The following is a 24,293-nucleotide window of genomic DNA, read 5'->3' as shown; positions in this document are numbered from 1 at the left end:
ATTCCGACGGAGAGGATGGCAATCTACTATGAGGCCATTGGGAGCCGGCCGGCGCACCTCGCCCAACCCGTATGCGAGATTCCGTTCTGCTTTGGATCGCCAGCGGCCCCGAGTCAGCTCATGGCGCATTCGGGCGAGCTACCGGCGTTTCTGCCCTGAAAGTCCGTTCCCGTGTGTATCGGTTCTGCGTCCGACCTCCGTCGAGAGGCCTCTATCGTGGCGGGCCGCAGTTAGTGGTGCGCCTGTTCGTTCACGCTCGTCCGCATCGTACGACAGCACCAGCTTGCGCTCTCGATCCGCCTTTGAGAGGGATCTCGAGTGTGTCGCTCCGATCAAGGACTATAGATTCGATTCAGTTCGACTGTGTGAATCCTCGTATGAGGCGATTTCTCCAATGCAGAAAGCTGCCGATGTTTGTTTCGTACCTTTGATTGAGAGTTGAGCGTTAATTCGTGTGTCTACTCATCAACTCAACCTCTGAAAATTGCTTCCTAACCGATATGATTTTGAAAATAGTGTGACAAGATCCAGTATGAAATTACGAGAGTTGGTATCCAATTATCTCCCAGACGCCGTAGTTGCTGCGATTATATTCACGCTTTACAATACCTATACGAGCGATATTGCTGGTCCACTCGCAATAGGTACCAATTTTATTTTTTACGTCGTCGTGATCTTCATCGGGTTTGTAGTAATCACTCCAATTTTGAACAGAATATTCGATCGCAGTACAACGTGAGATCCCTGTATCTATCGGTCAAACATCTAATTCTGTAAATGCCGGGCCGGGCGGACGGGGTTTCTCGTTCAGTTCCCACTTGACGTTGTACCTATCTAGAAAAACGCGGTGATGGGAGGCGTTCTCTTTGACGTCACACCCAAGGGAGTCGGCATGTTCAGTAATTGCCTCGAATGCGTCATCATCAACGGCGAGTGCGATGTGGTCGAGCCGGCCAGTGTCCTGTTGTCCCTTTGCATTAGCGACCGCCACATGGAACCCGTCTCGTCCAAGGAACGACATATACGGTGTCACTCCTTCGTCGAGGGCCTCTTCCCATGAGACCTCTTCGGGGACAGTTCCAAGTTCTCCATCAAGGGTGCCCTCGCGGAAATGCACTTCGAGATCAAACAGTTCCCGGTAGTACGATTCACCTTTCTGAACGTCGTCAACCAGCAAAACAAGGTGATGGATACCGTCGATGTGCATGCACTATTGTTGTTGGCTCAATAACTGAAGCTACTGGTCATATGAAAATTTGTCATTTTCTATAGCGGAAAGGATCCTATCCACACGAACTATATGCCGAATCCACAGTACCGTATTTCTAGCGGACCAGAGCAGACGAGGTTATACTTATTAGCCAGTTTGCCTTCCTCCGAATAACAATTGAGATGATAGTATCTTGGGCTTAGTTATTGAGTTATGCTACAAAGAACGGCGGTTTTGGGCACTGCTTGTTATTATTCGGTGCCTGCCACTCGTTTATAATCAGGAATCCCACGCTCTGTAATTCGTCACGAGTTGCTTGTGTGCCCACCATTTTCCAAGTCATCTCAACGTCATCAGGCTGCCAAGTTCAGAGACAATCCCAGATGCTATCAGAATTGCTCAGTGGGACCGGAGACTGCTCCAAATCAAGTAGGGACACTTGTCCTGACCATTGCAGTATCGCTGTAGATCGTCGTTATGGCTCAACACGTCGCACCGCAGGCCGACGATGTCGTTCACGTCTATCTTGCGATATCAGCATCTGCTGATCTGACACTTTTTACCTATTGGACGTCCCTCACATAGGCACCCACCTATTATTAGCCTCAAATGTGTCTCATCAGCCATACGAGAATTGGTATTTTCAACAAAGCTATTTCTATTGTTTGGAAACCATCCTCCAGCTTTTTTTATGTTACTCTGTCACTATCCGCATGCAATGCCCTCCAGTAATCGGCGTACATTCCTTGGTGCAAGCGTTGTCGGACTCGGCTCACTAGTCGGTTTCAGCCGTGTTCGGGCAGAAAGCTCCAGTGATCCCTCAACACCTCATGAGACCGAGGATACAGAGTCGGCAAGTACAATGGATCCGTTAGATGAATGGCTCTTAAGTGCGAACGACCCACAAGGCCAGACAATTCGCGATCTCCGGTATAATGACCCGCCAACAGTATATCTCGGGATAACGGGTACAAAGTCATTTGCACCGCCTGCGATCAAGGTTACACCAGGCACAACCGTAACCTTGGACTGGATTGGAGACAAGACGGAGCACAATGTTGTAGCAATAGACGGTACGTTTGACAGCGGACAGCCAATTGCAGAAGCAGGCAATACTTTTGAGTATACAAAACTGAAGGGACGTACAAATACGTTAGCGAGCCACATGAAGAGGTGGGAATGAAGGGGGTCGTTGTGGTGGCTTCCGCACCATCGAGTGGGTACCCCACTGTGGATAAGTGGCTTGCTGCAACAGATGAATATGATGGCTCAATCACTGACGAAACGGGGACGGACTTCGTCGAAATCGTGTCAGGGGCAGAAGGTAATGGTGGAAACTTCGCGTTTGATCCGCACGCAATAAAGGTTTCAACTGGGACAACAATTCGATGGAACTGGATCGGGAAGGGAGGTGCGCATAACATAGTCTTCGATGATAGTGAGATTGGTGAAGAGTCCATATACGCCAAGTCTGGGGTTCACTTCGAAGAGACCTTTACCAAGGCTGGCATTTACCGGTATTCATGCGAACCACATCATTCTATAGGACATCGGGGTGCAATTATCGTTGAATGATCTGGGGACGTAAATAACGGAACAGCAACCAAACGGATCGTCTACCTCGCATACCCACTCGAGATCGATTGTCCCACCGGCACAGCTCTCGTCGAGTTGTTCACAGGTGGGGCCTCCCTTCTGGATCCGATGCACCCTAAACAGGCCAAACAATAGCACGCATCGTCGCCAAATCAACGTCGAGCCAGCGAACCTGGAACCGATAGCGGCCGTGAATTACTGGCATAGGATACTGCCCTACTACTTGACGACGCCACCTATAGTAGCCATTGAAAATCAATGCACACCTGATCGCACGATGGCAGTGCGATCAGTCTGTAAATCGTTTCAATTGTTACTATATTTATATGCTGTTGCACAAAATCAGATAGTGTCTGAAATAGCGAAACGGGATATAACGGTCTGCATCGATACGTATCCTGACCCGGATACCGATGTCTTTCGTATCGGTGCCGCAGACGACATCCCCCGACTGCTCGCCGACGCCCACGACACGGAGATTACGATCCCCGAATTCGTTGACGCCACGGGTGTCACCCGCTCGACGGTGTGGCGGGCTGTCGCCCTCCTCGACAGTATTGGTGCCATACAAATTCGAGAGACGCCACAACGAAACCACATCACGATCAACCCAGATCGACTCTAGAAAGACGACCCAATCCTCGCCATTCCGCAGTCTGAGTTCCATGCGCCGATCCGGGCCTTCATCGATCGTGTGCAAGCCGCGATCACTGACGCCGACGACGTCGACGAACTACTCCGGGGGGTGTATTAGCGCTCACAACAATCGGTTTACTCGTGGCTAATTGGGAGTAGTCGCTCTATTTGTACACTTGCTGAGCAAGTAGTTCTCGCTCAAGAGCGTTGAAACAAACGACCCAGTGAACCGTTCTATGACACCGTAGAATACATCAAACGAATAGAAGTTTCGAGTTGAACCCTCCAAATACATAGAGTATCACTGTGACTAGTACGAGTATCCACCACTCATCTATCCACGGAAATCCGTTGGTCTCTTTTTCAGCACTCCATGCCCAGTTTGTGAGTTGGATTCCGATAACCGACGCACCATACGTAATACAAAAAAACAAGATAGCCCGCTGCTCGGGCTTACACACAGCCCAGATACAATCACTCATGAGAGTCTGTATTATTTACGGGATTCTAAAGACTCAGGTATTGAGACTATAGATGAACGCAATTGGTCTTGGGTTGACAACGACCTCGACTGCATCCGAATCTCAGCGGATTCGGTAATGAATCCGTCCTCACGCCATAGACAGTGAATATCATTCACCGGAGATATTACCTCCCAGCGGCCCTGTCTGGCCGCCACCCGCTTGCGGCCACACAAAACCGAGGTGTGTCTACCCGGGCCACTGGGCCCAGACACCGACTAACCAACATTTCCCCAGACTGCGCCGACTTTGTTGGTTAAGACAAAAACGGATGAGCTAGGCGAATAGATCCTGAATCGCTTCCGTGGAAACAATCGTACCGCAATTGGAATACAAAATGTCGAAGATAAAGTAGGGAGATCTCGACAGAGTGTTGAGAATCGACTAGCTATCGCCCGGGAGTAAATCTTCGAGGAACCGGAAGCCGTTCACGAACGTCACCGAGTCACCGTATCCCTCACTGGTGAGCACAGTTTCAGCCCCTTCGCCGGCGGCAATATCGGTCGTATAGATGTACACTTCGCGTACCGTCCCTGCGCTGAGATGCTGAGCAGCTAGGGCCGCAAGCGCGGCGTCGGCTCGCTCGACCTCGTCTGCGGGTCGGTCATCGGCGCTCGCAATGTATCTCTGGACGCCATCCATCGCCCTCGAGACGATGGGTTTGGAAAAATCAAGTGGCGCTGCGACGTCAGCCCACTCCTCGTTGATCGCAGCATCGACAGGTGGCGCTTCAACGTCGGAGTCGTCGACTGTCAGCTCCTCGTACACTCGCTCTGGAAGGACGAAGGTGATGTCGTTCTGGCGGGCAAATCGACGGACGGCCTTGTACCGCCTGTTCGACAGCTGCCCCATCGCGACGAACAGGCCGGTGTCGACGATATGGAGGCTGCTCACATGTCATCAGCCGCGTCGCTGTCGTCGCTGTCCAACTGGTCAAGCGACGCGCCCGACGCCTCGATGTCGTAGTGCTCGTGGACGACGGACCGGAGCGCCTGCAGGATCATCTCCGCAGCCAGCGGCGAGATATCGAGATCCTCAGCCATCAGCCGGTGGGTTGTTTCCCCACGTTCGCGGGCGACCGCGTAGGTGAGCGCCGTTGCGAGGCCGGCGACGCTGTGGCGGTCGATGTAGGTGTCGATGTCATCGTTGGACTCACGGCGACCGACCGCGTCAATGAGCGCTGGCGTGATCGTGTACTCGCGGTCGCCCGCGACTGTCGTCACAGTCAGATTGATCTCGCGGGCTGCATATCGACGGGGCTGCTCGTCGTGAGTGAGCTCAACGACGTCGGCGTCAACGAGCCGGTTAACGTAGCTGTAGGCAGTTCCCTGTGCGAGGCTGAGTTCGTGCATTACGTCTTGGACAGTCGCCTCGTCTTTGCGAGCGAGGTATGCGTACAGCTGTGCCAGTTGAGGCTCTTCGAGGAGATCCGCGACTGAGAGGAAGTCGCGGACAATGTCGCCGTCGGTTTGGTCTGAGGTGCGTGACATAGTGTACGTTAATTACAGTTTACAGAGAAACAGTAAAGAGTGTTCTGGTCACTATCACGGTATCGCGATAAGCTTCTCTTTGAGGTAGTGCATCCAGTAGCTGGTCCACTGGGACTCTCTTGATCAACGGTCGACCAACTATGAGTAAAAACGATTCCAGTCTCTGCTTCCAGCTGCAGGCCGGGATCGCGCCCGCTACCGCAGGCACGATGGACCGCCGCGAGGCGCGCGATAGCGCCGAGCGCAGCGCCCCGTCGTCCTCGTGAGCGGGAGCGAGCGAGGGCTTGACAGACGACCAGCGGGAGTCTGTCGGTGGCGTCGCGCGCTGTCGCGACCCACCAGCCACCCACCCTTAGTTCCTCCCGGGCCGGCTGGCCCACGCTCACGCACACACTAGGACACCAGCTCTCTCACAGCCGCCACCAGACTGACCCACGTTGACGCGCTGGTGCGGTGGCGTGCCAGTCCGTGCGCGCGGTTGTCTCGCCGCCGCCCGCTGTGCCGGAGGCGGCGGCGAGGCCGCGTGCGCGAGCACCGTCGCACCGCCCGAGGAAGCCCCCCGCTCGGTGGGGGACGCCCCCGGTGTCGGGCGTCAGTCTGCGGAGTGGACGATACCGCGATGGGTGGCGGCCCCATGCTCAGTGTCGAACAGGTCCGAACATCCGGGTTCAGGACAGCGGGCCTTGCCGAGCGTCACGGCGACCGCGCGGTCAGAATCCCGCTCGTTGGCCCACTGATGGGTGTCTGATTCTGCTTCCCACGACGCCGCCGTTCGACTATCGCCGGACGAACCGAACGAGCCGCCCCCGTGTCCGGTGGGCGCGGGACCGTCGCCGCGCTCGATGATGCACATGAGCGTGTCGCTCGTGACGGCCACCGTCTTGATACCGTTGTAGTCGTCGGGCTTGCCCCCGGAAATCCGAACTCTGTCGCCCTCGTGGAGCGTGCGAACCATCTCGCCGCCGTGCATGGACTTGCCCCAGACCGTGACCTTCGCGCTCGTTCCCTCGTCGTCCTCGATGTAGAGGACCTGATACTGATTGCGGGCGTCTGGCTCCTCAATGATGTGGGTCACTTCGCCCTCGACCGTACACTCGTAGCCGTAGGGGCTCACCTCGTCGATAGGCGTGGGAGTTGCCAGTTCGTCACGGGCGTCCCTGAACACGGTAAAGGAAGCCTCATACAGGCTGTTACAGTCGCCCATCTGCCCGGACACAAGGGCCGCGAGTCGGCGGCCTGCTGCCGCTCGTGACAGACTGGTTTTGTCTGCCAGCGTCGCGGCCTGCTGGTTGACTCGCGCCAGCGTGTCGCGGTCCATCCACTGCCGGGGGTCAGCCGGTGAGCGGAACCCGTCAGCGCGTTCGGTTTCGGCGTCGGTGAGCTGGCGAGCCGAGGCTTCGCGGTCGGCACCGTCGACGTGGGCGCGTGCGACCTCGGAGTGTCGGGCTTGCTCGGCTTCGCGTCCGTGGCGTTCTTCCTGCTGTTCCAGCGTTTCGCCAAAGCGCCGGTCCGGACCAACCTCGGTCGAGCGCGTCCAGTCGTAGTCGTATGCCTCCTCCTGACGGGCGTAGTAGTTGCCACGGCTATCGCTACCCCGATTCATCCTGAAATCGAGTTCGTCGCCGTTTTCGGTCTCTGCGACCGCCTCTAGAAGCTGTTCGGGGCCACCCTCGACGTGGGCCGAAAGGGAAACCGTCTGGTTGCTTGCCGATGCTTTCTTACCGCTGGAATTGTTAGCGTACATCGTCTTTCTCGGACCTACGGAAAGACACTTGTCGGGTGTACTAGCACCCGATTTCTGCGGCGTGAAACTGCCCTGCCAGCGCCGCGTGCGTCGTGTCTTTCCGTACTTAATGGCATGGGTGCCGGCTACTTAAAGTTAACGGACCATTTGGATTGTTTCAAGTGCAATATTCGGGTGACTGAGTGGTTTCTAAGCGTCGTCTTGTGTTTCGCGTTTCGAGGGAGAATAGTATATAAAGACCGTAGGTGGTTGACACCCCGGCGGGCGGTCCCATCGTGTGCGGTTGCGGTGAGCCAGCATCCCGCGCGGCCAAGCGAGTGCCGGATGGGTGAAAGCCCGGCAGCGCAACGAAGTGAGCAGCCCGGAACACAGGGCACGCAGTGCCCGTCCTCGTTCCGGCGAGGGAGCGCCGGCCGCGAGGGTTCCTCAGCCGGATCGCGCGCGACTCCGACGCGTGCGTTCGATTGCGCTGTGCCGTAGCAGTCGGGTGGGACTGAAAGGGGCACGCCGCTGGCGCTCGTTTGAGTCGCGTCAGCGGCCCCTATCCGCGTGCGGTTTGCGCGGATATGTCGCTGAGCGACCGCCAGCGGCGTGGGGCTTTCAAGGTGTGCTGGTCCGACACGGAGTCCGTCGTCGCGATACCGTTCGGAGTAGTCCCGTCGAAGCCAGTAGTTCCCCCGGAGTCAGTCGTGCCGCCGAAGTCAGTGTCAGTAGTCCCGCCCACAGTAGTCCCACGAGTCCCGCCAGCCGAACCGTCGCCTCCCTCGACACCGTCACGAGTGCCACACGACTCGACTCCAGGCCAAGCAGTTCCAGAACCTCCCGCTCGCTATACACGAGACACACGCCACTCGTACCCCCTCCGCCGGCCCACAGCCCACGTACCGGCTTCGGCAAGAGCGAGCGTGCCGCCCAGCGGCGGCTGCCCGGCGGTCAGACGACACCCCAGCCAACCACCTGTATATCTGCCCGGCCGTCAGTCCCACGCCGACACACACTCGTCTCTCGCGCTCTCAGCCCGCCTGCCAGCCCCACGCTGCTATCCACCAGTCATACCTCTGTTTCGCCCGGCCGTCTCCCCCACGCTGCTATCCATCGGGCATCCGTCTGTTTCGCCCGGCCGTCTGCCCCACGCTGAGAGGGACCGACTGCCAGCGCGAGTGCAGTCGTGTCCCTCTCGTCTCCAACCGCGCGCGACCCCGACGTGCGCGTCGTCACTCCTCGGAAACGCAGACCAGCGATTACATAACTCGCTGGTGGCCCTCCGCGCAGGTGACGACAGGCTCGGTACGCGGGTCACGAGCGCGTGGGTCTGCCTCGACGTCGACAGTCTCTAAGCCCATGTGAGTACTGCTGTTCCCTCTTGATTTACTCGGCTTCGCTGAAATCCTAGTTTAGAAATATCACATTGTGTGAATTGTACCTACAGAACTCACCCTTTGAGGCAACCCCTCACAATAACTGTCTGCGAGACACAGGTAACCCTTCTGAAGCACTTAATTGTCCTAGTTCCCCACCAGATCTTTTGGCTAAGATAGCAAACTTAATAACTTAGTTCCAATTTATATATCTGGTAAGAATAAATGAAAATAATATCGGAAACGTTTGTGCTCTTCACCATCAGTCTGTTACTCATGACTGCTGGCTGTTCAACGCTCGCCGGATCCAGCCCGGAATCAACCCCGACGCCCGAACCAACTGTAACAGAAATACCAACACCAGAACCAGTTGTCACAGAAACACCAACGCCAACACCCACAGAAACCGAGACACAAACTCCTGAACACACTCCCATGGAGACAGAGTCTGATCTTCTCGCTGAACGACGACAAAAATACGCAGCCTTCAATGAGACGTATCGCTTCCTGCTCCGGGACACTGGTACGGAAGTTATGATACTGGACTCACAGGCATATCCCAAAAACGAGACGTATCATCTCACCTACCAGCTGAACGCGTCAATGAACCACTCCGAAAAGGTGGCCATCCGTCGGGATGTTGCTATCTCGTATATCGTCGTCGCGGACAGCTGGAACACAGATGAGTATCCGGACAAGGACCACACATGGCTCCCGGATACGGTTTGCCTTACGGGTGTTACTTCGGACGGGACGGTGTACGGCCACAATTACATCAGGTATAACTGGGCTTTCAAGTACAACGAAGGACTCTGGAGTAGTCTGGTTTATATGGGTCACTATGGTGGGACCCTCGAAAAGGGACCAGCCGATCCGGACTACGGAAGCAATGAAACCGGTGCAGATCCTGATTATCCAGAACCGTACGATAGCGTCTGCCGTGGAACCTGACGCTACTCTCAGTCTTGACGATATCTGCGTCACACTCCTCTCTCGGGCATGAATCAGGAGTCTCCGACATTCGTGTTCCTCGCCCGCCAGGAACACACAAAATCGGGTTCGACGAAAACTGACTGCCGCAGCTCTCCCTCAGAAGTGGACGTCGGCGGGGACGATCCAGAGGTTATCACTCTCGTCCAGAAGCCGGTCAAGCTGCGTCCGATCGCGAATCCCACATCCGTGTTCCTCATACAGTGCAATCTCTGGACCCTTGGCGGCTCCGACTCTCTGGAACGCACATCGAGCGAGGTCTTTGTCGCGCATAATCTCCTCGTCTGAAAGCTCGTTGAGGGCGTCTTTGACCGTCTGGAGATTACGTTCGAACGCTGACTTCGTTGTCTCCCAGCCATCGCCAAGCAGTTCTTGGCCGACCTCGGAGTCGACCGGAGCCGCGGTCGGACGCTCGCCCCACCGGGATTGGCCTGCGACGGTGGAACTCTCGTCGAACGTGACGTAGTAGTCGAACACTGCGTTTGAGTGCCTGTCGACGCCGACTAGGGTGTCGAAAACGCCTTTGCCAGCGGCGAGTGCTGCGTCTGCTGTCGATGCCTCAACGAGCGCGTAGATGAGCATATGCATTGGTAGACCGTGACCTGCCGGCGCTCCACGCACTGCAGTCAGTGCGACGCCGGCACCCTCGTCGGCGCACACAAAATTCTGACCACTGGGTCTGGTCTTGCTATCGACCACAGACCTCCACGATGGTCCTACTTATACGAGACGAGCGAGGGACTGCTTGAGACGACCCTTCACGCCAGATGATGCAACGACTTCAATCTCGACGACACAAGAACACAGTAGCAACAGCTCGCCACACGCGGGGCACTCCTCGTAGTCACAGAGCCGATGATGTATCTCGCCGTGCTCGACATCACACGCAGGACACGACTGGTCGCGCCACCGTTCGAGGTCGACGGTAACGACTGGTTCGTTGCTCTGGAGGACCTGTAGCTTGTACGCGAGATACTGGCTGCCCTCGCCCCACGGGATCGGGTCATGGGCTTGCCCGTCGACGTAGTAGCGTTTGTCGACACACGCCGACGCTGACCGTGGCCGCCGGCAGTCGGGACAACACATCATCTCTCACCTCGGGGACGCCCCGCAAAAACCTCGCCACTCGTCTGTGCCTGCCGGTGTTGGGCACGAATGTCCGGTCGGTCGTCGGCTTCGGTGCTTGGAGACTGTTCGTCGACGGACTGCTGTTCGGTGCTCATGTTCGGGAAACCCCTCACCCTCTCGGGGGACACAAAATACGGGCGAGTACGCGCCGTCAGACTGCCAGAGTACGACCGAAGCGCCCGTTCGCTGAAACGGTTAGATGTAGTCCCTCTCAATTTCTAATTAAGCGCTGCTGGTGCTTACCGGCCTCGGACAGCCTCCATTCAGCCGGGGGCACTGGGTATGTGCAGGTGGGCCACCCGGGCGATCATCGACGATGTGCGAGCAGGTCTTCGTCAAGCGAGGTATGCAGTCATGTGGGATCGGCGGCACCTGTCGCAGCGACCAAACGGGTTCTGGCGTGGCGTGGTTGGTCGACTTCCTCGAAGGGGGTGACGAGAGCGCGGAGGTGGTACATCTGGGTACGATGCCGCCGGCATCTCACCACACAACGGACTACTTCTCTCAGTCACCGAAAGAGATACCAACAGTTTGTACACAACGTATACACATGAGTACTATTCGAGTCACCGACGAAGTGAAAGAACGACTGCGTGACCTGAAGCGGGACGACGAAAGCTTCAACGACCTGTTGGACCGCCTTAGCCGAAGCGAGAAAGACGTAGAGGAGATGGCTGGGTTCCTCAGTGAGTTCGATGATGGAAGTCTTGCAGACGATATGCGTGAGACCCACGAGGAACTGAACGAATCGCTGGACCGTCGCAGTGACGAATGATCGTACTGGATAACGACATATTGGTGAAAGTCGGCGGTGCGAACCCTGACCCTGAAGTTGTCAGCCACCTACAGCAGTATCGTAGTGAGGAGTGGACAATCCCGTCGCTCGTCGCCTTCGAGTTCTACCGCTCCTGTAGCAGTCGGTCGGAGATGGAACGCGCACGAACGCGCCTCACGTCGACGTTGGACCGCATCATCGACTTCACCGGGAACACTGCGCTTGAAGCCGCCTATCTCGAAGAACGTCTACAGTCGCAAGATATCTCTCTTGACCCTGTCGACCTCTTGAACCTCGCAACTGCACACACCGAGGGTGGTACCTTTATCACCCACAATAAGAATGATTTCGACACGGAGCCTCTTCTGGAGCTTGCTGACGTAGATATTGTACATACCGCTTAATTGTGCTGGTCTGCATATATCGGATTCACTGGACGGTATGATAGGCTGTGACTGGGGCCAGTTGGCCACCTAGGCGATCACCGACGACGTGCGAGCAGGCATTTGTCGAGCACGGCTACGCGGTCACGGTTCGGGATTGGTAGCTGACGGTACCCGTCGCAGGGACCGAACAGGTTCTGGTGTGTGGTGGGTGGCCGACGCATGGTGGTGAGTACAAGTGGGCGATGGAGCGTGAAGAGTACGATGGCAGCGGGGTAGTGTCCTCCACCGAGTTAGTGAGTAATCCTACGGGATGAATGAAGATAAATTTGAACGGGAAAATTTATTAATTTAGGAACTTTGTAAAGAAGTATAGATGAAAGCGGTACCGATTCCGGGAGAGATTCTCCGGACAGACGTTTTCATGGGACTGACATTTGATGAGTTAGTCATACTTGGCTCAGTACCGCTTGTAATGGTATTTCCCAGCCTGTTCATAGACCAAATTCCGCTGGTGGCTACTCTGGCGTTGATTGGGGTGTCGCTTCTTGGTGTGATCGCAGTCGTAATCAGAACACCTGAGGGTCAGAAACCACTTGAATGGGCTCCTGCAGCAATTAAGCGACGACTTACACCAAACGAGTATTACCTGAAACCGCGAACGCGTGAACGCGATTCTGTGCCAATCAAGAATCGCGTTCACACAGCGTCGCAAATTCAGTCAGAAACGTGTGAGGAAGATTTTGAATGGGATACATCCGTGTCTGACAGGCTCTCCATTCCCTACCAGAATGAGTCGAGTCACACTGGCAATGAGAGCAACTCGGATAGGGACAGCAGGCAGGCATAATTAGCGGCGACAAGACACAATAACACTATGACACCTAAGGAATCAGGTTCCGGAATTGCAGGGGGCGAAGAAACGGCGACTGAGAAATCAGAAGAACGCGGCAGGGACGAGCCAGCTATGAACAATGACACAGAAGTACAGGAGGCAACATCTGAAAAAACCGGATCCGGTTTCGACGGAGTATCGGCGACCACCGACAGTCAGTCTCATCACGAGTCAGGTCGGGCAGATTCACCAGCCAGAGGCTCAAAGGAGAGTCTGACTGAGACCGACAGTTCCGGGGCAGTCGGGGTTGCAGATTCTGCGACAGAAACGAGTGTAATTGCACCACCCCAGCAGACCGATTCGACAGAGCAAGGAGCGTTAGCGATACCAAACTACGCGCAGGATTTGATTGATTTCGAGTTTGTACTCGAATCTAAAGACGACTACCTCCCAACTGGAGTCAATGGTGCCGGGATGATTGTCAAGGATGAGGATGAGTACGTCGGCATTACTGAGGTTCAACCTCGTTCGTGGTCAATACATACGGAAGAAAAGAAGTCCGAAATTATCGAGGCATTCAAATCGAGTTTCCTTGCAACACTCGATTTCCCGATACAGATAGTTGCCTATCCAACAAAGTTCGATATTTCCGATCACGTTGACCGGCTCAATGATGTCATCTCTGAGGACCGGAATCGATCAACTGATAGCAAACTGGTAAATTTGGGTCGTCAGCTGTATCCGAATTGGCTTGAGCGTTTTATCCTCGATAACGATATGAAACAGCGACGATTCTACATCGTGATTCCAATATCGGCCGAACAAATAAATCAATTCCAGAATGTTGACTCTGGATTACTGGATACGGCCGCTGAAAAGTTCGGTCCATTGGCACCAATCGCCGACTTCTTCGGCAGTTCAGACAACAGAAATATCAGTAAGCAACAATGCCTTCGGGAGCTTGATACGCGTCTAAATAGAGTTGAGCGAGCGCTCCAGCGGTTCGATGTACAGACTGAGCGTCTAGATGACCGTGACCAAGTCATGAGCGTGCTATACCACTATTACAACAACGAACAACCCCTTAATGACGTATTCCTGAATGGTCCGTATTCTGTTGAGTCTGGGGACGAGCAGACACTGACTGCCTACATGGAGGACTGAATTTCCTATGCAACACCTGATAATGTTCCAGACTGGCGGCATCGCGTCAATGACGAAATCCGTGTATGCACTGTTCGGGTTCGAGTGGGTGGTCAACACGTATGGCGTCTGGCCATCTTTCGGATTGCTGTTTGGCGGGGCTATGATACTTGGGGCAGCTGGAATCGCTATTTCAGAGGTTCTATCTCAGGATGGAAGACAGTCGGCAACAGCAGGCACCACGCTTTCCTCAATGCTGGGTTCCAACGGCTCCAAGACCTCAGTCGATACTGCCGACGACGACGTAGTGACTGAGGCCGCACGCCGGCTACAACAGTCAGACGAAACGATTACTCAAGAAAAGCTGTCACATTATATTGAAAATGTCAAACGAGATCAAAACAGCGATCAAAACGGACGGACGGGGGTAATCAATGATCCTATTGAGCGCTCTGAATCGGCCGGATTGGCTGTGTCTCCTGAGCGAATAATCGAATCAAAGAGTTATATCAAACGGCTCGGAGACCAAGGAGCTGAAAAGTACGCTCGATCACTTATCATCGCTGATTACCCGAGTCGTGTGGCCCCCGGCTGGCTGGATAAGCTGTTCACCAACGGGCTGTCAGTCAATGGAACCGAGCTCCGCTTGTCCTATCACATTTTTCCCCGCGACTCTGACAAGATGCAACAGAAACTCAATGTTCGGGCAACGCGGCTTACCTCGCAGATCCGGCGGAAGAAGAGCGACGGGAAACTCAATACCATTGAAGAAGAAAACCAGTTGCAACACGTTGAGCGTCTCCGAGAGGGGCTAACAGAGGGGTCAACGAAGCTATTCGACTTCGGGGTGTATTTCGAGATTCTAGCTGACGACGAGGATACCCTCAAGGAAGGCACGCAGGAACTCAAGCAGATTCTTTCACAAGTGAACGCAAAGGTGACAACACTCTACGACCGGCAGCTTCAGGCACAACAGTCGATGGCACCATTAGCAAATGATCAGATCCGGAACACGCAGATCATGGATCTTGATGCATTGGGTACTGCGTTCCCGTTCACTGATAGGTCAGTCGTGGAATCGACCGGTGTCCTGATGGGGTTCCATATGTCAACAAACGCTCCTATTGTTGTAGACCGGTTCGAACAGTCGGGGCATAATATGCTAATATCTGGGAAAATTGGATCCGGAAAGTCATATCTGGCCAAGCTTACTCTCTGGCGGCGCCTGATGATGGATCCGGAGACAGAAGTCCTGATTATTGACCCCGTCGGTGGTTTCAGTGATGTTGTCGAAGCTGTGGACGGTCAGCGCGTGACCATCGACGGGCGGTCACGAATCAACCCTCTCGATATCAAACAGGTCGATAATATTGATGACGTTGAAGGGGACCCATACGACGACAAAATCCGGAGTGTAATGGGATTGTTCGAGTCACACTTCCAGGGAAAACGAGAGCTCAGTAAAGAGGAAGAGGGCGTGCTCCGCCGTGCAATCCGCTACGCATACCTTGAGCGAGGGATTACCAAAGACGTTAGTACGCACAACCAGCAAAGCCCTGTAATTCAGGACGTGTTAGACGTTCTTGCACGAATGGCGAATGGTTCACCACCCGGTGAGTTCCTCAACGTGCCAGAAACCGTTCAGTCAGAGATCACGACAATCAATACCGAAACCAGTATCGAGGACCGCGAACAAGCTGAACGGCTCGCAGACTATGCTCAAAGTGTTCTCCTTGGATTGGAGGAGTTTAAAAAGGGAGGACAGCGGGCAAATCTCAATGGAGACACAAACGTTCATCTGCAGGACCGGGTTGTTCAGTTTGACCTTTCGAGTGTTGCTGATGGATCAAACGAAGGGCTGATTATGCATATCGTTCTCGACTGGCTCTTCCAGCGGGCAAAGGCCAATACTGGAAAGATGGTCGTGATGATCGACGAGGCGCACTATATGCTCGGTCACGAACAGGCGCTGGACATGCTAAACCTGTTTTCTCGGCACAGTCGCCATTACGGGAGTGGTCTGACGCTTATCAGTCAAACTGTCGACGAGTTCATGACTGATCCGAAGGCCAAAGAGATCTACGACCAGTGTGACATTCGAGCACTGATGCGACACCAAGACATCGGCGAGGAGGCCATTGATGCCCTTGACTTGACACCGCGTGAACGGGACTTCGTGCTGCAAGCTCAAGCCGGGAACTCGGCGGACTACTCTGAGTCGCTTCTTTCCGTGTCTGATGCCGGGAAAATGCGAATGCGGGTGATGTCGAATGACTTCGAGCACCACGTCATAGATGGTGATATGAACGTGTGGGCTTTCTTGTACGATAACGATCTTATTGACTGGGGAGATATTCCGGACCACGAAGAGCAGGCAGTCGAGCAGATTCTCAATATGAACGCTTCCAGCGCTCTCTCCTGACAATAATAGCGATGGTCCCTCGTCGATATACAGGCTTGGAACGGAGTAATTCCGAGAGTTCAAGCAACGCTTATCACATTCATTCTTTCACCGGTGACTCCTTCTTATCAGTTGTTGGCAGCCAGCACATACCCACGGAGACATTTCCTGACCCCAACAGTTCAGCTGGTATGGTCCTCGTTGGTGGCGACCCTTTCACGGTGAAAGTGTGATATCTCCGACGAAGTATGGTTGTCCCACTGACTGTCCATACAGTAGTGCTCTTCAACAAACTCCGTGTTTGTCGGTTTCTTTCATGTCGTATACCGAATGAGACCTCCTTCAGCAGATTTCACTGCTGTATTGAAGCGCCCTCCGAGCTAGGGTGGAATGATACCAGATTTGAAGCAACAAGCCTCAGCCGCTCACACGGCGATCTGAGCAGTTCTTTCCGAGCCAAGCGCCACTATCCACTGGAGCAGATCTCACCGAACACCGTATACTCGTCTGTACAGTCTGTACGGCGCATGAACTGACAGTAAATGAATATACACGCAACCCCTCTTTCAGTCGTGTGCGAACTGAACGAGTAATGATCTGAGACGACTCACTCGAAGAAGCCAAAGTGACGGATGTAACCGTACAAGAACAAAAGCGGTGTTATCAATGCTAGTGTTAGTACAAGTGAATGGAGGCGAGATAATAAGATAACGTCCGGGATGAATGTCCGCTCTGCTGATGACTTGTCATAGAATGCCCCGTTTGAGATTGATTGAAAGTCGTCGTGGTCTACAGTGGCCTGAACATAGGCGTTTACACGGGTGGCCTCCACATTTCCGTTTGCATCTGTTACAGCATTACCTGAGGCAGTAGGTGACTTCGGGACTGCCCCTTGAAGATTCACTTTACGGCCTGAAATAGGCTGGCCTGTCTTTGGGTCCTCAACATGTATCTGCAACGAATCCCCGGAGTTGACTTGTCGTATAGTCACACTGGGTTTGCGCCGCTCCACTCGCGTATCAACATCGACAGGTACCGGTTGTCCATGGATCGTGACTAGGTCTGTCACAGGCTGTTTCGCATCGGTGATAACAATGCGTTCGTATGCAACTGGCTGTCTTGGCGTAATTTTCACGTTAGCGTGGAGCGATTGTGAAACGTCGACATTGTACCCCTGATGTCCGATAACCTGAGTCTTATCCGAGCTAGATCCCACTGCTGTCACTGTCGGTTTTCTGTCCATCCCAACCAGCCGCGTCTGTGGAACGTGCGGCGGACTCGGGTCAGTCGAAACGTCACCATCTGGTTCATATAACGTCACTGAATCATACTGTCGTGTTGAATACGTCCGCCACGTACCATCTACTGAATGGTCGGAACCCATCGCCAGATAGCTCCAGAGCTTCCGATCTTCGAGTTTCGATTGAGATACAGTTCGTCCGTTCCGTGGTCCTTGTATCTCAAGAATAAGATGCTTCGTATTACCTTCGGTTTCAACAACGGTCTGTTCCACATCAATATCTCCCGCGTCTGTCACGACCACTTCTTGACTATCACTAACCTGGATGCGATCAAACCGGTACCTATCATCAACCCTCTGTGATTGGTCCCAGCTTCCGTCAGATGGACCACCGCCATATCTACCGTGTGGGTCCCAGTCGTATTTTTCTGTTATGCGCTCAACTCTGACTGTGATTTCGGCATGAACAGTGAGTTGCTGGGGCGAGTTCGACGAGAGTCCGCTGTAAGAAATCGTATCTCCCCCAGAGATACGCTTACCATCGACAGTGACCCAGCGATCCATCTTCGTGTGCAGTTCATACTTCTTGCACGTCTGGGAGCCATCGAGGTAGACTTCCTCGTCTCTCCCGTCTTTGTCAACATCCCAGTCAGCAGTATCGTAACTTTTGCCCGAACACCAGTCGTCTTTCGGAATGTCTTCTGGGACGCGATAATCCGCGTGGTTTAGGACTGTGCCGTCGGCGCCAATGAACATCGGTGACGAGCCAGAACTGAACTGAGGTTGTGCACCACCGTAGATCCCAAGTAGGGTTACGTGTGCATTTTTTATCAGTGCAGTGTTTCGTTGATCTGATTGTGGCATGGTCCGTGAGTGACGCACGTTGGTGTCTAGTCGAGATAAACTATTACGTTGATACTCATGCAGCTTGGTGTCGCTAATTTCGTACTGTGGCTTACTTGTCCGAAACGTAAGGTCGCCAATCTTCGCAAATGTCTTCCCACCATCACTCAGGTCACCGGACACTGAATCTGGATCTTTATCGATATCCCCAGAGAGAAAAACCCGCTCTTCCGCCCCTGATAGCGACCCCTGTGCGGGTAACGACAGGGCGAAAACCACCAAAAGGATGAGTCCTGTGGTCTGTGCGAATCGATGCATGCTGTTGAAACCGATGTGGCCGCTGTTTCACACCTAAATGAGGGCGTTCAACAACTGCACCGCCGTCACCACAGCGGTGGCCCCAGCGACGCCAATGAAGGAGTTGCGGATTCGCTTCCGGCCCTTGTCGCTCTGTTCACTGTCAGTCCCAGCTGTCATGTACTGAAACACACCGAAAGCGCCGTTCGGAATTGCCACCGCACTGATGACAATCGCGAGGAAATCGCCGACCTGATTCATCTGATCTTTGAGTTGTTGTTGCTGTGCGGGCTGTGCTGCGGCGGGACTTGCGAAGACGGTAAGAAGCACGAAGGTCAGAACCATGACCTTGCATATTTGTTTCATGTCAATCCTCTCTATTCCAGCTCTCCACTGTGCCATATTATCCAGATAGATCTACTATAAAATAAGTCTAATGATTTCTTAGACTATTAAGTATTTATTAACATATATTAGAAGTCTTAGTTTAATTTTGCCGTCTCAGTCGGGCATTCGGCAGTACGTTCCAGAGTATAGTTGGCCGCTTCACCAAAGGTGGCAACCTCGACGACTCTAATGCCTTCTACATTTACCGCTTGCCCCTGCGGAACCGCAAATACAGTAACACCACGTTCTTTTGCTGCAATGGCCTTCTCACGCACGCGTTTTACTTCAACGACTGTTCCAGACCGCGTCAAACCACCAGTCATTGCGACGCTTCTGTTCAATTCAACACAAGGGTTTGTTGCGGCAAATCCAGATGCCAACGAAAGTGCAGCACTCCCACCACCAACAGTATCCCAGCTCTCTGGGGGCTTGATCTGGATGACAATTCCATCATATGGTGGTGGATACTGACTCGCGTTGGCTACTGACCAGGCACGCGCGATGGAGCGTTGAACCGTAGCAGTATGTGCGACCGGCGACACATCGAGATAGATACCGCTTGCTGGGATAGCTTCTATCTCCGCTGGCACGACTGTTGCTTTGCCTTTGCCCGTGTTGTACGCATACAATGATGACGTGGCAGATGTCGCACCGCTGCGTGATTGGTTCGCACCTGCAAAGACGGCTATAGACGCTTGCTCCTGTTCAACAGTCTCAACACGATTTTCAAGCGAACCAGCCCGATTATTGACTGCGCCTGTCCAGCTCAGATTTAGAACGACTATGGCAATCAGCAACAAGATGAGTGTACGCTCCGTATTCACGGGACAGTCCTCTATATCTACGAAGTAATAGCTAGTATATAATAACCTTTAGGTTAGTGGAATAAATATCTAAATACACGAGTAGAATATTTGAAATGCCGTCTAACAGGAGCAAAAAAAGGCCGAAGCCGACAATGAAGCAGGCTGCTGTGACTCATGCAGTGGTGCCTGCAGCGTTGCTCCTTCAAATTGACTTCCCGGGCATCCCCGACCTGTACCAACTATTCAAAAACGGAATCGAATGGTTCCTTACGAACGTCGTTTCGGGGCTTCTAGATGCTCTTTCAGCGATATTTTCTCTCGGTTATGAGATGTTCCTTTTCTACCCGAACCCGGCGGACGTTAGCGTATTGAATACGCTCTGGGAAATCTCATTCAGTGCATATGTAGCAATGGCTGGCCTGTCGTTTCTATACATCCTCTTGATGGCACAGTATTTCGCGGGAACGGATTCGGCTGACCTACAGCTACATCTCGAAAAAGTGACAAAGTACTTTGCAGTGATTTTCATCTCACGCGAGTTAATAGCGTTTTTTGTTGCCTTCACGCACACACTCACCGGGCTGTATTATCAAACATCGTATGATCTCAGTATTGGCGTAACTATTACTCGGGCTATAATAGATGAGGTCGGCCTGTACGTCGGCTACAACTGGGGAGTACTTGCTGTGGGTCTTATGCTCATCGCCGGGCTCGGCCTGATACTGATACTTGTCCTACGTATGTTAATAATCTACGTGACATACGCGTTGCTCCCACTCTTACTCGCATTCAAGCTCGTGAATGTCGGGCCATGGAAGCGTGTCAATGTTATGGGTGAGAAATTCATCAAAGTGAGCGCGAAATTAATGCTGTTTGGAGTATTGGTAACAGCGTTAATCTGGTCAAGTACACTGCTGACTGATTTCAGCACGTACGATAGTGCCTCCAGCGGAACGTTTGCCGGCGGGGCCGCGGTTGATGACTCTCTGCCTGATGGTAGATTTTCGACGCACGGACAACTTGCACAGTATATTCAGGACTTCTTTTTGCTCATCACACCTTTGCTGATGATCGACTTCGTTGGGTTCAAACTAATCATGGATCTGTTATGACGGGACCCTGTCCAGCCGACGCGTATCGACAATTCTGCAACGGAGGGAATCAATGAGTCTCGCGTTTCGGATCCAGTCTGTGCGAGAACACACGCAATTGCCTCTCACTGTCGGCTCCGACGCTACCGGACGGTCGGTCCCACTCGCTCTCGTCGGTCTCAGGGATCCCTTTCGGGACTTCGCCAATAGCGTATTCGCTGCCGTATTCGATCTCATCGTGAAGTTATTTGCAGATATCATAGATGAGTTCCTCCGCATCAGTCCTGCGCACCTCCAGCAGTTGGAATCCATATATCAGATCAGCGTTACTATACATTTCGCACTGCTTTTGGTGTATGCAGTATCGGTCTTTGGGTCGTTCCAGCTGTTCCCCAGCACAGAGAAGACGGATCCCTATCGGTTCGGTGTTCGCGCTCTCGCCGCAACGACATCAATCTGGATTGTAAATCCACCGGGAGGGGGCGCAAATCTCTTTGGGAAGGGTGCATTTGCGTGGGCCTTTGTGGTCACGAATAATCTCTCCACATGGTATCTCAGTCAAGTTGGTACGTCTATCTCCTTCCAGAGTAGCACAATCGCTGGTGCGCTGAGCGGGCCATTTATGTTGCTTGCAGTGGGTATCCTCATCGGCAAGGTCATACTTCTCGCTGAGATCATTTTGCTGGTCCTGCTCGTGGCACGGCAGGTGTTAGTTCTAGTCACATATGGGTTGTACCCGGTCCTCATCCTGCTCTGGGTTGTCGACCACGGGCCACTGAAATACGGGAATAAGCTCGCATCGAAGATGTTCAAGACTGCAGTAATGCTGTTGGCTGGTGGTGTCCTCATAGCAGCCGTATTTACCGTTGGACTCGGTCTCATCGGTGGCAGTAGTCAGATATTCGCCGGTGGGACGCCACCGACCCACCCAACAGCGCAGGGACCACCAGTCCAGGGCGGTGTGTTCGCTAGCTCAGGTGGTGGTGATGTACTGCTGAATTTCCTCATCAAGGCCGTCATCATCATCGGGATTCTCGTCCTCCCGACCCTGATGCTGACACAGATGTTGGGCGCCGTCGGAACTGCTGTTACAGGCATTGCACAGGCTGGTGCCGCGGTTGCAACAAGTGGTGCAAGTGCTGCCGCATCAGTCGCTGGACAGGGCGGGAAAATGGTGGCAAAGAAAGGTGTCAAGAAGGGCGTCAAGGCGACTGCAAAGAAAAGCATGAAGCAGGCGAAAAAGGGCGTCAAAAAGCGTGCGAAAAACGGCTTCAAGCCGGGTGGAAAAGCTGGAAAGTCAGGCACAGGTAGGTCTTCCAGTACGATGTCGCCTAACGCACAATCACTGACGGATGTCTCGACAGCACAATCCGCGCAACAGGCTGAACCGGATGATTCCGAGGCGGATAGTGAAACGGGCTCGCGACCACAGCGAGGGCCGTCCGATTGACCGTATTATTTCATATCCAGATAGAAAATATTAATATGAGAAGGAAAAAAGGTGAATTAGATGGCGGAGTCGGGGCCAGAGCGTCTGGAGATGGAGTCAACGTACGGCCAGGTGCTGGCTGTACCATTCGTAGCTCCGCTGCTGGTCGTTGACGTCGGGCTTGAGAGCCTCATCCAGTGGATTAATGAGCAACTGTTCAACGCAGTGTTCGAACTCATCGAGATCCTGTTTTCAAGCGTTCTCTCCGAGATGCTGAAGCTGGAACCGTCGATGCTTGATCAGTTCCAGAGTATGTGGGACCTCTCGATGGTGATCTACTTCTCGTTGTTGACTATTTTCGGCCTGTCCTATCTGGGACTGTTCCAGTTGTTCCCGGACAACGAGAAGATGGATCCGTACCGGTTCATGTCACGCGCGCTGGCAGCGACGCTCTCGCTGTTCATCGTCAATCCGCCTGGATCTGGCACACTGTTCAGTCGCGGGGCCTTCGCGTGGGCGTTCTCGATATCCAACGCGAGCATCGATCTGTTCCTCAAAGGCGTCAATCTGAACGCTAGCTTGCCGAGCAATCCCGTCGCACAGACCTCCGTAGGGTCGTTCGTGATGTTGCTGTACGGAATCGGGATTTTGCTCGTCGTGGTGCTCTCTCAGATTGTGCTGTTCGTCGTTCTGGTCGCCCGGCAGGTCCTGGTGTATCTCACCTACGGGCTGTTCCCGCTGTTAATCATCTTCTGGGTGGCTGACGTCGGGCCGCTCAAGTACGCCAAAGAACTCGCTGAGCAACTGTTCAAGGCCACGGGAATGTTGATTCCGGGCGGGATACTCGTTGCCGGGATCTTCGCTGTCGGCACGAAGTTCACCACCAGAACGCTCTCAACGTTCAGTGGCGGTGGCACGGGCGGAACGACGACGGCTGTCTTCGCCAGCGGGCCGAACCCACTGATTCAGATGGCAATGCCGGCCATGGCAATCGCTGCGATGTGCCTGCTAAGCAACGTGCAGCTCTTCATGATGTTTGCCGGCTCCCTCGGCGGTGCTGCAGGGGCCGCTGCCGGTAAAGTGTCAAAAGGCCTGTCCGCGGGCAAAAACAAAGTTACCGGTGCAGTCGGCATCGGCAGCACCGGCGGCACCGGCGGTTCAGGCCCGACGCCACCGTCTCAAACGGGCGTTGTCGCATCGACTGTCCCGATGGAGGGCGGTGCTACCGACTCCCAGTCAGGGTCATCCGTGACCGACAACACGGCACAGGACCTCTCAGCCACGTCGGCAGTGGCTCCGGAGGGCGGCGGTACTGATTCGCAGTCCAGGACTGAGACTACTCGGCCAGAGAATCCATCTCAAACCAGTGGGTCATACAAGATGGCACCAGTCTCGGAAATGAAATCGGGGAGTTCTGGTGGAGGCGCAGACGACAGTGGGCAAGAGTCACCGCCAGACCTCACAGAAATGGATGCCGACACCGACCCAGAGCAACTCGGCACGGCCTTCGAAAACGCTACTGCCGAACAGCGAGGGGAGTTCCTCCAGCAAAATATGCAGCAGGATTCAATGGGGTCGGGCCGCAAACTCCTCGGGAAGATGATGGGGCCAGCTGGCGGCGCGGTGGCCGGTGCCGCCGTCACCGCACTCGGACTCTCTGGTGGTCTCGCTGTCACCGCCGGGACTGTCGCCCTTGCCGGCACAATCACCTTCGCTGGCGAGCAAATGAACAAGAAAGGGATTCGAGACGGCATTTCCAACACGGTCTCTGCCGTCTCAGACCTGACCGTTGGCTCCTACTCCGAATTCAAGGAGAGCATGGCCCAAGCCAGAACTGCCTACGAAGAGGCTTCTAGCGGTGCCAAGACCGGTTCCAGTACAGAAGATTATCGCTTCGATTAATAACCATGAAAATACAGCATGATGGACATGACGAAGAAGGAATCGGCATCAGTGTGTATGATGAGAATGATTTTAGACACACTATAGA

Annotated in this window: 20 protein-coding genes and 2 pseudogenes; 12 read left to right on the top strand and 10 right to left on the bottom strand. The window is 53.9% G+C overall.

The window, feature by feature from the left end; all coding sequences use genetic code 11:
• Positions 1–48: 48 nt before the first annotated feature.
• Together HAH_RS20160 and HAH_RS15465 are read right to left on the bottom strand one after the other, a co-directional pair.
• Positions 49–273: pseudogene (locus HAH_RS20160) on the bottom strand (transcription initiation factor IIB family protein); the annotation flags it as partial.
• A 484-nt stretch (positions 274–757) separates the two neighbouring features.
• Complete coding sequence (locus tag HAH_RS15465) at positions 758–1,207, bottom strand: VOC family protein (RefSeq protein WP_014030637.1); 450 nt, start codon at positions 1,205–1,207, stop codon at positions 758–760.
• Positions 1,208–2,389: 1,182 nt separating this feature from the next.
• Between HAH_RS15465 and HAH_RS20115 the strand changes: the two genes are divergently transcribed.
• Both HAH_RS20115 and HAH_RS15460 read left to right on the top strand, forming a co-directional pair.
• Positions 2,390–2,785 (top strand): halocyanin domain-containing protein, encoded by a 396-nt coding sequence (locus HAH_RS20115; protein WP_233425875.1) that lies wholly within the window; start codon positions 2,390–2,392, stop codon positions 2,783–2,785.
• A gap of 379 nt (positions 2,786–3,164) precedes the next feature.
• Positions 3,165–3,545: pseudogene (locus tag HAH_RS15460) on the top strand (helix-turn-helix transcriptional regulator); the annotation flags it as partial.
• Between the two features lie 802 nt (positions 3,546–4,347).
• On the opposite strand, the gene HAH_RS15455 reads toward HAH_RS15460, so the two are convergent.
• Together HAH_RS15455 and HAH_RS15450 are read right to left on the bottom strand one after the other, a co-directional pair.
• Positions 4,348–4,857, bottom strand: coding sequence for a hypothetical protein (locus tag HAH_RS15455; protein ID WP_014030634.1), 510 nt, complete (start codon positions 4,855–4,857; stop codon positions 4,348–4,350).
• Entirely contained in the window at positions 4,854–5,453 is a 600-nt protein-coding gene (locus HAH_RS15450; protein WP_014030633.1) for a DUF7437 domain-containing protein, read from the bottom strand. The genes HAH_RS15455 and HAH_RS15450 overlap by 4 nt, the downstream gene beginning before the upstream one ends.
• Before the next feature lie 140 nt (positions 5,454–5,593).
• Here HAH_RS15450 and HAH_RS20360 point away from each other — a divergent pair, with 140 nt between their 5' ends.
• The gene (locus tag HAH_RS20360) at positions 5,594–5,719 is read left to right on the top strand and encodes a hypothetical protein (RefSeq protein ID WP_255355532.1); all 126 of its coding nucleotides are present in this window, start codon (positions 5,594–5,596) and stop codon (positions 5,717–5,719) included.
• Between the two features lie 326 nt (positions 5,720–6,045).
• Here HAH_RS20360 and HAH_RS15445 read toward each other — a convergent pair whose 3' ends face one another.
• On the bottom strand, positions 6,046–7,197 hold the full coding sequence (locus HAH_RS15445; protein WP_014030632.1) for an SOSS complex subunit B family protein: 1,152 nt from the start codon (positions 7,195–7,197) through the stop codon (positions 6,046–6,048).
• 1,634 nt (positions 7,198–8,831) lie between these two features.
• Here HAH_RS15445 and HAH_RS15440 point away from each other — a divergent pair.
• Entirely contained in the window at positions 8,832–9,506 is a 675-nt protein-coding gene (locus tag HAH_RS15440; RefSeq protein ID WP_233425863.1) for a hypothetical protein, read from the top strand.
• Between the two features lie 138 nt (positions 9,507–9,644).
• Here the strand turns inward: HAH_RS15440 and HAH_RS15435 are convergent, their stop codons facing one another.
• Both HAH_RS15435 and HAH_RS15430 read right to left on the bottom strand, forming a co-directional pair.
• A complete protein-coding gene (locus HAH_RS15435; RefSeq protein WP_014030630.1) occupies positions 9,645–10,133 on the bottom strand; it encodes a hypothetical protein in 489 nt (162 codons plus the stop codon).
• Between the two features lie 132 nt (positions 10,134–10,265).
• Positions 10,266–10,631, bottom strand: coding sequence for a hypothetical protein (locus tag HAH_RS15430; RefSeq protein WP_023842894.1), 366 nt, complete (start codon positions 10,629–10,631; stop codon positions 10,266–10,268).
• A 592-nt stretch (positions 10,632–11,223) separates the two neighbouring features.
• Here HAH_RS15430 and HAH_RS15425 point away from each other — a divergent pair.
• The 5 genes from HAH_RS15425 (at position 11,224) to HAH_RS15405 (ending at position 16,231) form a co-directional block, all read left to right on the top strand.
• Positions 11,224–11,448 carry a DUF7557 family protein gene (locus HAH_RS15425; RefSeq protein WP_004966782.1) on the top strand — a complete coding sequence of 75 codons (225 nt, stop codon included), beginning with the start codon at positions 11,224–11,226 and terminating at the stop codon, positions 11,446–11,448.
• Positions 11,445–11,852, top strand: coding sequence for a type II toxin-antitoxin system VapC family toxin (locus HAH_RS15420; protein ID WP_008313606.1), 408 nt, complete (start codon positions 11,445–11,447; stop codon positions 11,850–11,852). The genes HAH_RS15425 and HAH_RS15420 overlap by 4 nt, the downstream gene beginning before the upstream one ends.
• Positions 11,853–12,207: 355 nt before the next feature.
• A complete protein-coding gene (locus HAH_RS15415; RefSeq protein WP_023842893.1) occupies positions 12,208–12,681 on the top strand; it encodes a PrgI family protein in 474 nt (157 codons plus the stop codon).
• Between the two features lie 27 nt (positions 12,682–12,708).
• On the top strand, positions 12,709–13,830 hold the full coding sequence (locus HAH_RS15410; protein ID WP_014030627.1) for a hypothetical protein: 1,122 nt from the start codon (positions 12,709–12,711) through the stop codon (positions 13,828–13,830).
• Between the two features lie 7 nt (positions 13,831–13,837).
• Positions 13,838–16,231 carry a VirB4 family type IV secretion system protein gene (locus HAH_RS15405; RefSeq protein ID WP_014030626.1) on the top strand — a complete coding sequence of 798 codons (2,394 nt, stop codon included), beginning with the start codon at positions 13,838–13,840 and terminating at the stop codon, positions 16,229–16,231.
• A gap of 586 nt (positions 16,232–16,817) precedes the next feature.
• Here the strand turns inward: HAH_RS15405 and HAH_RS19570 are convergent.
• From HAH_RS19570 to HAH_RS19235, 3 genes are all read right to left on the bottom strand, one after another.
• Positions 16,818–18,314, bottom strand: coding sequence for an Ig-like domain-containing protein (locus HAH_RS19570; protein WP_144443770.1), 1,497 nt, complete (start codon positions 18,312–18,314; stop codon positions 16,818–16,820).
• A gap of 330 nt (positions 18,315–18,644) precedes the next feature.
• The gene (locus HAH_RS15390) at positions 18,645–18,992 is read right to left on the bottom strand and encodes a hypothetical protein (RefSeq protein ID WP_023842890.1); all 348 of its coding nucleotides are present in this window, start codon (positions 18,990–18,992) and stop codon (positions 18,645–18,647) included.
• Between the two features lie 80 nt (positions 18,993–19,072).
• Positions 19,073–19,801, bottom strand: a complete 729-nt coding sequence (locus tag HAH_RS19235; RefSeq protein WP_014030623.1) for a S16 family serine protease — start codon at positions 19,799–19,801, stop codon at positions 19,073–19,075.
• Between the two features lie 134 nt (positions 19,802–19,935).
• On the opposite strand from HAH_RS19235, the gene HAH_RS15385 reads away from it, so the two are divergent.
• Genes HAH_RS15385 through HAH_RS15375 form a run of 3 tightly spaced genes read left to right on the top strand, consistent with a single transcriptional unit; the run spans position 19,936 to position 24,205 of the window.
• Positions 19,936–20,895, top strand: coding sequence for a hypothetical protein (locus HAH_RS15385; protein ID WP_014030622.1), 960 nt, complete (start codon positions 19,936–19,938; stop codon positions 20,893–20,895).
• Positions 20,896–20,947: 52 nt separating this feature from the next.
• Complete coding sequence (locus HAH_RS15380; RefSeq protein ID WP_014030621.1) at positions 20,948–22,324, top strand: hypothetical protein; 1,377 nt, start codon at positions 20,948–20,950, stop codon at positions 22,322–22,324.
• Positions 22,325–22,384: 60 nt separating this feature from the next.
• Positions 22,385–24,205 carry a hypothetical protein gene (locus tag HAH_RS15375; protein WP_014030620.1) on the top strand — a complete coding sequence of 607 codons (1,821 nt, stop codon included), beginning with the start codon at positions 22,385–22,387 and terminating at the stop codon, positions 24,203–24,205.
• The last annotated feature ends 88 nt before the right edge of the window (positions 24,206–24,293 follow it).

Source organism: Haloarcula hispanica ATCC 33960, assembly GCF_000223905.1.
Taxonomy (GTDB): Archaea; Halobacteriota; Halobacteria; order Halobacteriales; family Haloarculaceae; genus Haloarcula; species Haloarcula hispanica.
Note: the sequence above shows the minus strand (reverse complement) of the source record. Positions and strands in the feature narration are given on the sequence as shown.

Coding starts and splice junctions, on each gene's coding strand:
- HAH_RS15465 (WP_014030637.1), bottom strand. CDS start 1,207: ATGCACATCGACGGTATCCATCACCTTGTTTTGCTGGTTGACGACGTT.
- HAH_RS20115 (WP_233425875.1), top strand. CDS start 2,390: ATGAAGGGGGTCGTTGTGGTGGCTTCCGCACCATCGAGTGGGTACCCC.
- HAH_RS15450 (WP_014030633.1), bottom strand. CDS start 5,453: ATGTCACGCACCTCAGACCAAACCGACGGCGACATTGTCCGCGACTTC.
- HAH_RS20360 (WP_255355532.1), top strand. CDS start 5,594: ATGAGTAAAAACGATTCCAGTCTCTGCTTCCAGCTGCAGGCCGGGATC.
- HAH_RS15445 (WP_014030632.1), bottom strand. CDS start 7,197: ATGTACGCTAACAATTCCAGCGGTAAGAAAGCATCGGCAAGCAACCAG.
- HAH_RS15440 (WP_233425863.1), top strand. CDS start 8,832: ATGACTGCTGGCTGTTCAACGCTCGCCGGATCCAGCCCGGAATCAACC.
- HAH_RS15435 (WP_014030630.1), bottom strand. CDS start 10,133: ATGCATATGCTCATCTACGCGCTCGTTGAGGCATCGACAGCAGACGCA.
- HAH_RS15430 (WP_023842894.1), bottom strand. CDS start 10,631: ATGTGTTGTCCCGACTGCCGGCGGCCACGGTCAGCGTCGGCGTGTGTC.
- HAH_RS15425 (WP_004966782.1), top strand. CDS start 11,224: ATGAGTACTATTCGAGTCACCGACGAAGTGAAAGAACGACTGCGTGAC.
- HAH_RS15420 (WP_008313606.1), top strand. CDS start 11,445: ATGATCGTACTGGATAACGACATATTGGTGAAAGTCGGCGGTGCGAAC.
- HAH_RS15415 (WP_023842893.1), top strand. CDS start 12,208: ATGAAAGCGGTACCGATTCCGGGAGAGATTCTCCGGACAGACGTTTTC.
- HAH_RS15410 (WP_014030627.1), top strand. CDS start 12,709: ATGACACCTAAGGAATCAGGTTCCGGAATTGCAGGGGGCGAAGAAACG.
- HAH_RS15405 (WP_014030626.1), top strand. CDS start 13,838: ATGCAACACCTGATAATGTTCCAGACTGGCGGCATCGCGTCAATGACG.
- HAH_RS19570 (WP_144443770.1), bottom strand. CDS start 18,314: ATGCCACAATCAGATCAACGAAACACTGCACTGATAAAAAATGCACAC.
- HAH_RS15390 (WP_023842890.1), bottom strand. CDS start 18,992: ATGGCACAGTGGAGAGCTGGAATAGAGAGGATTGACATGAAACAAATA.
- HAH_RS15385 (WP_014030622.1), top strand. CDS start 19,936: ATGAAGCAGGCTGCTGTGACTCATGCAGTGGTGCCTGCAGCGTTGCTC.
- HAH_RS15380 (WP_014030621.1), top strand. CDS start 20,948: ATGAGTCTCGCGTTTCGGATCCAGTCTGTGCGAGAACACACGCAATTG.
- HAH_RS15375 (WP_014030620.1), top strand. CDS start 22,385: ATGGCGGAGTCGGGGCCAGAGCGTCTGGAGATGGAGTCAACGTACGGC.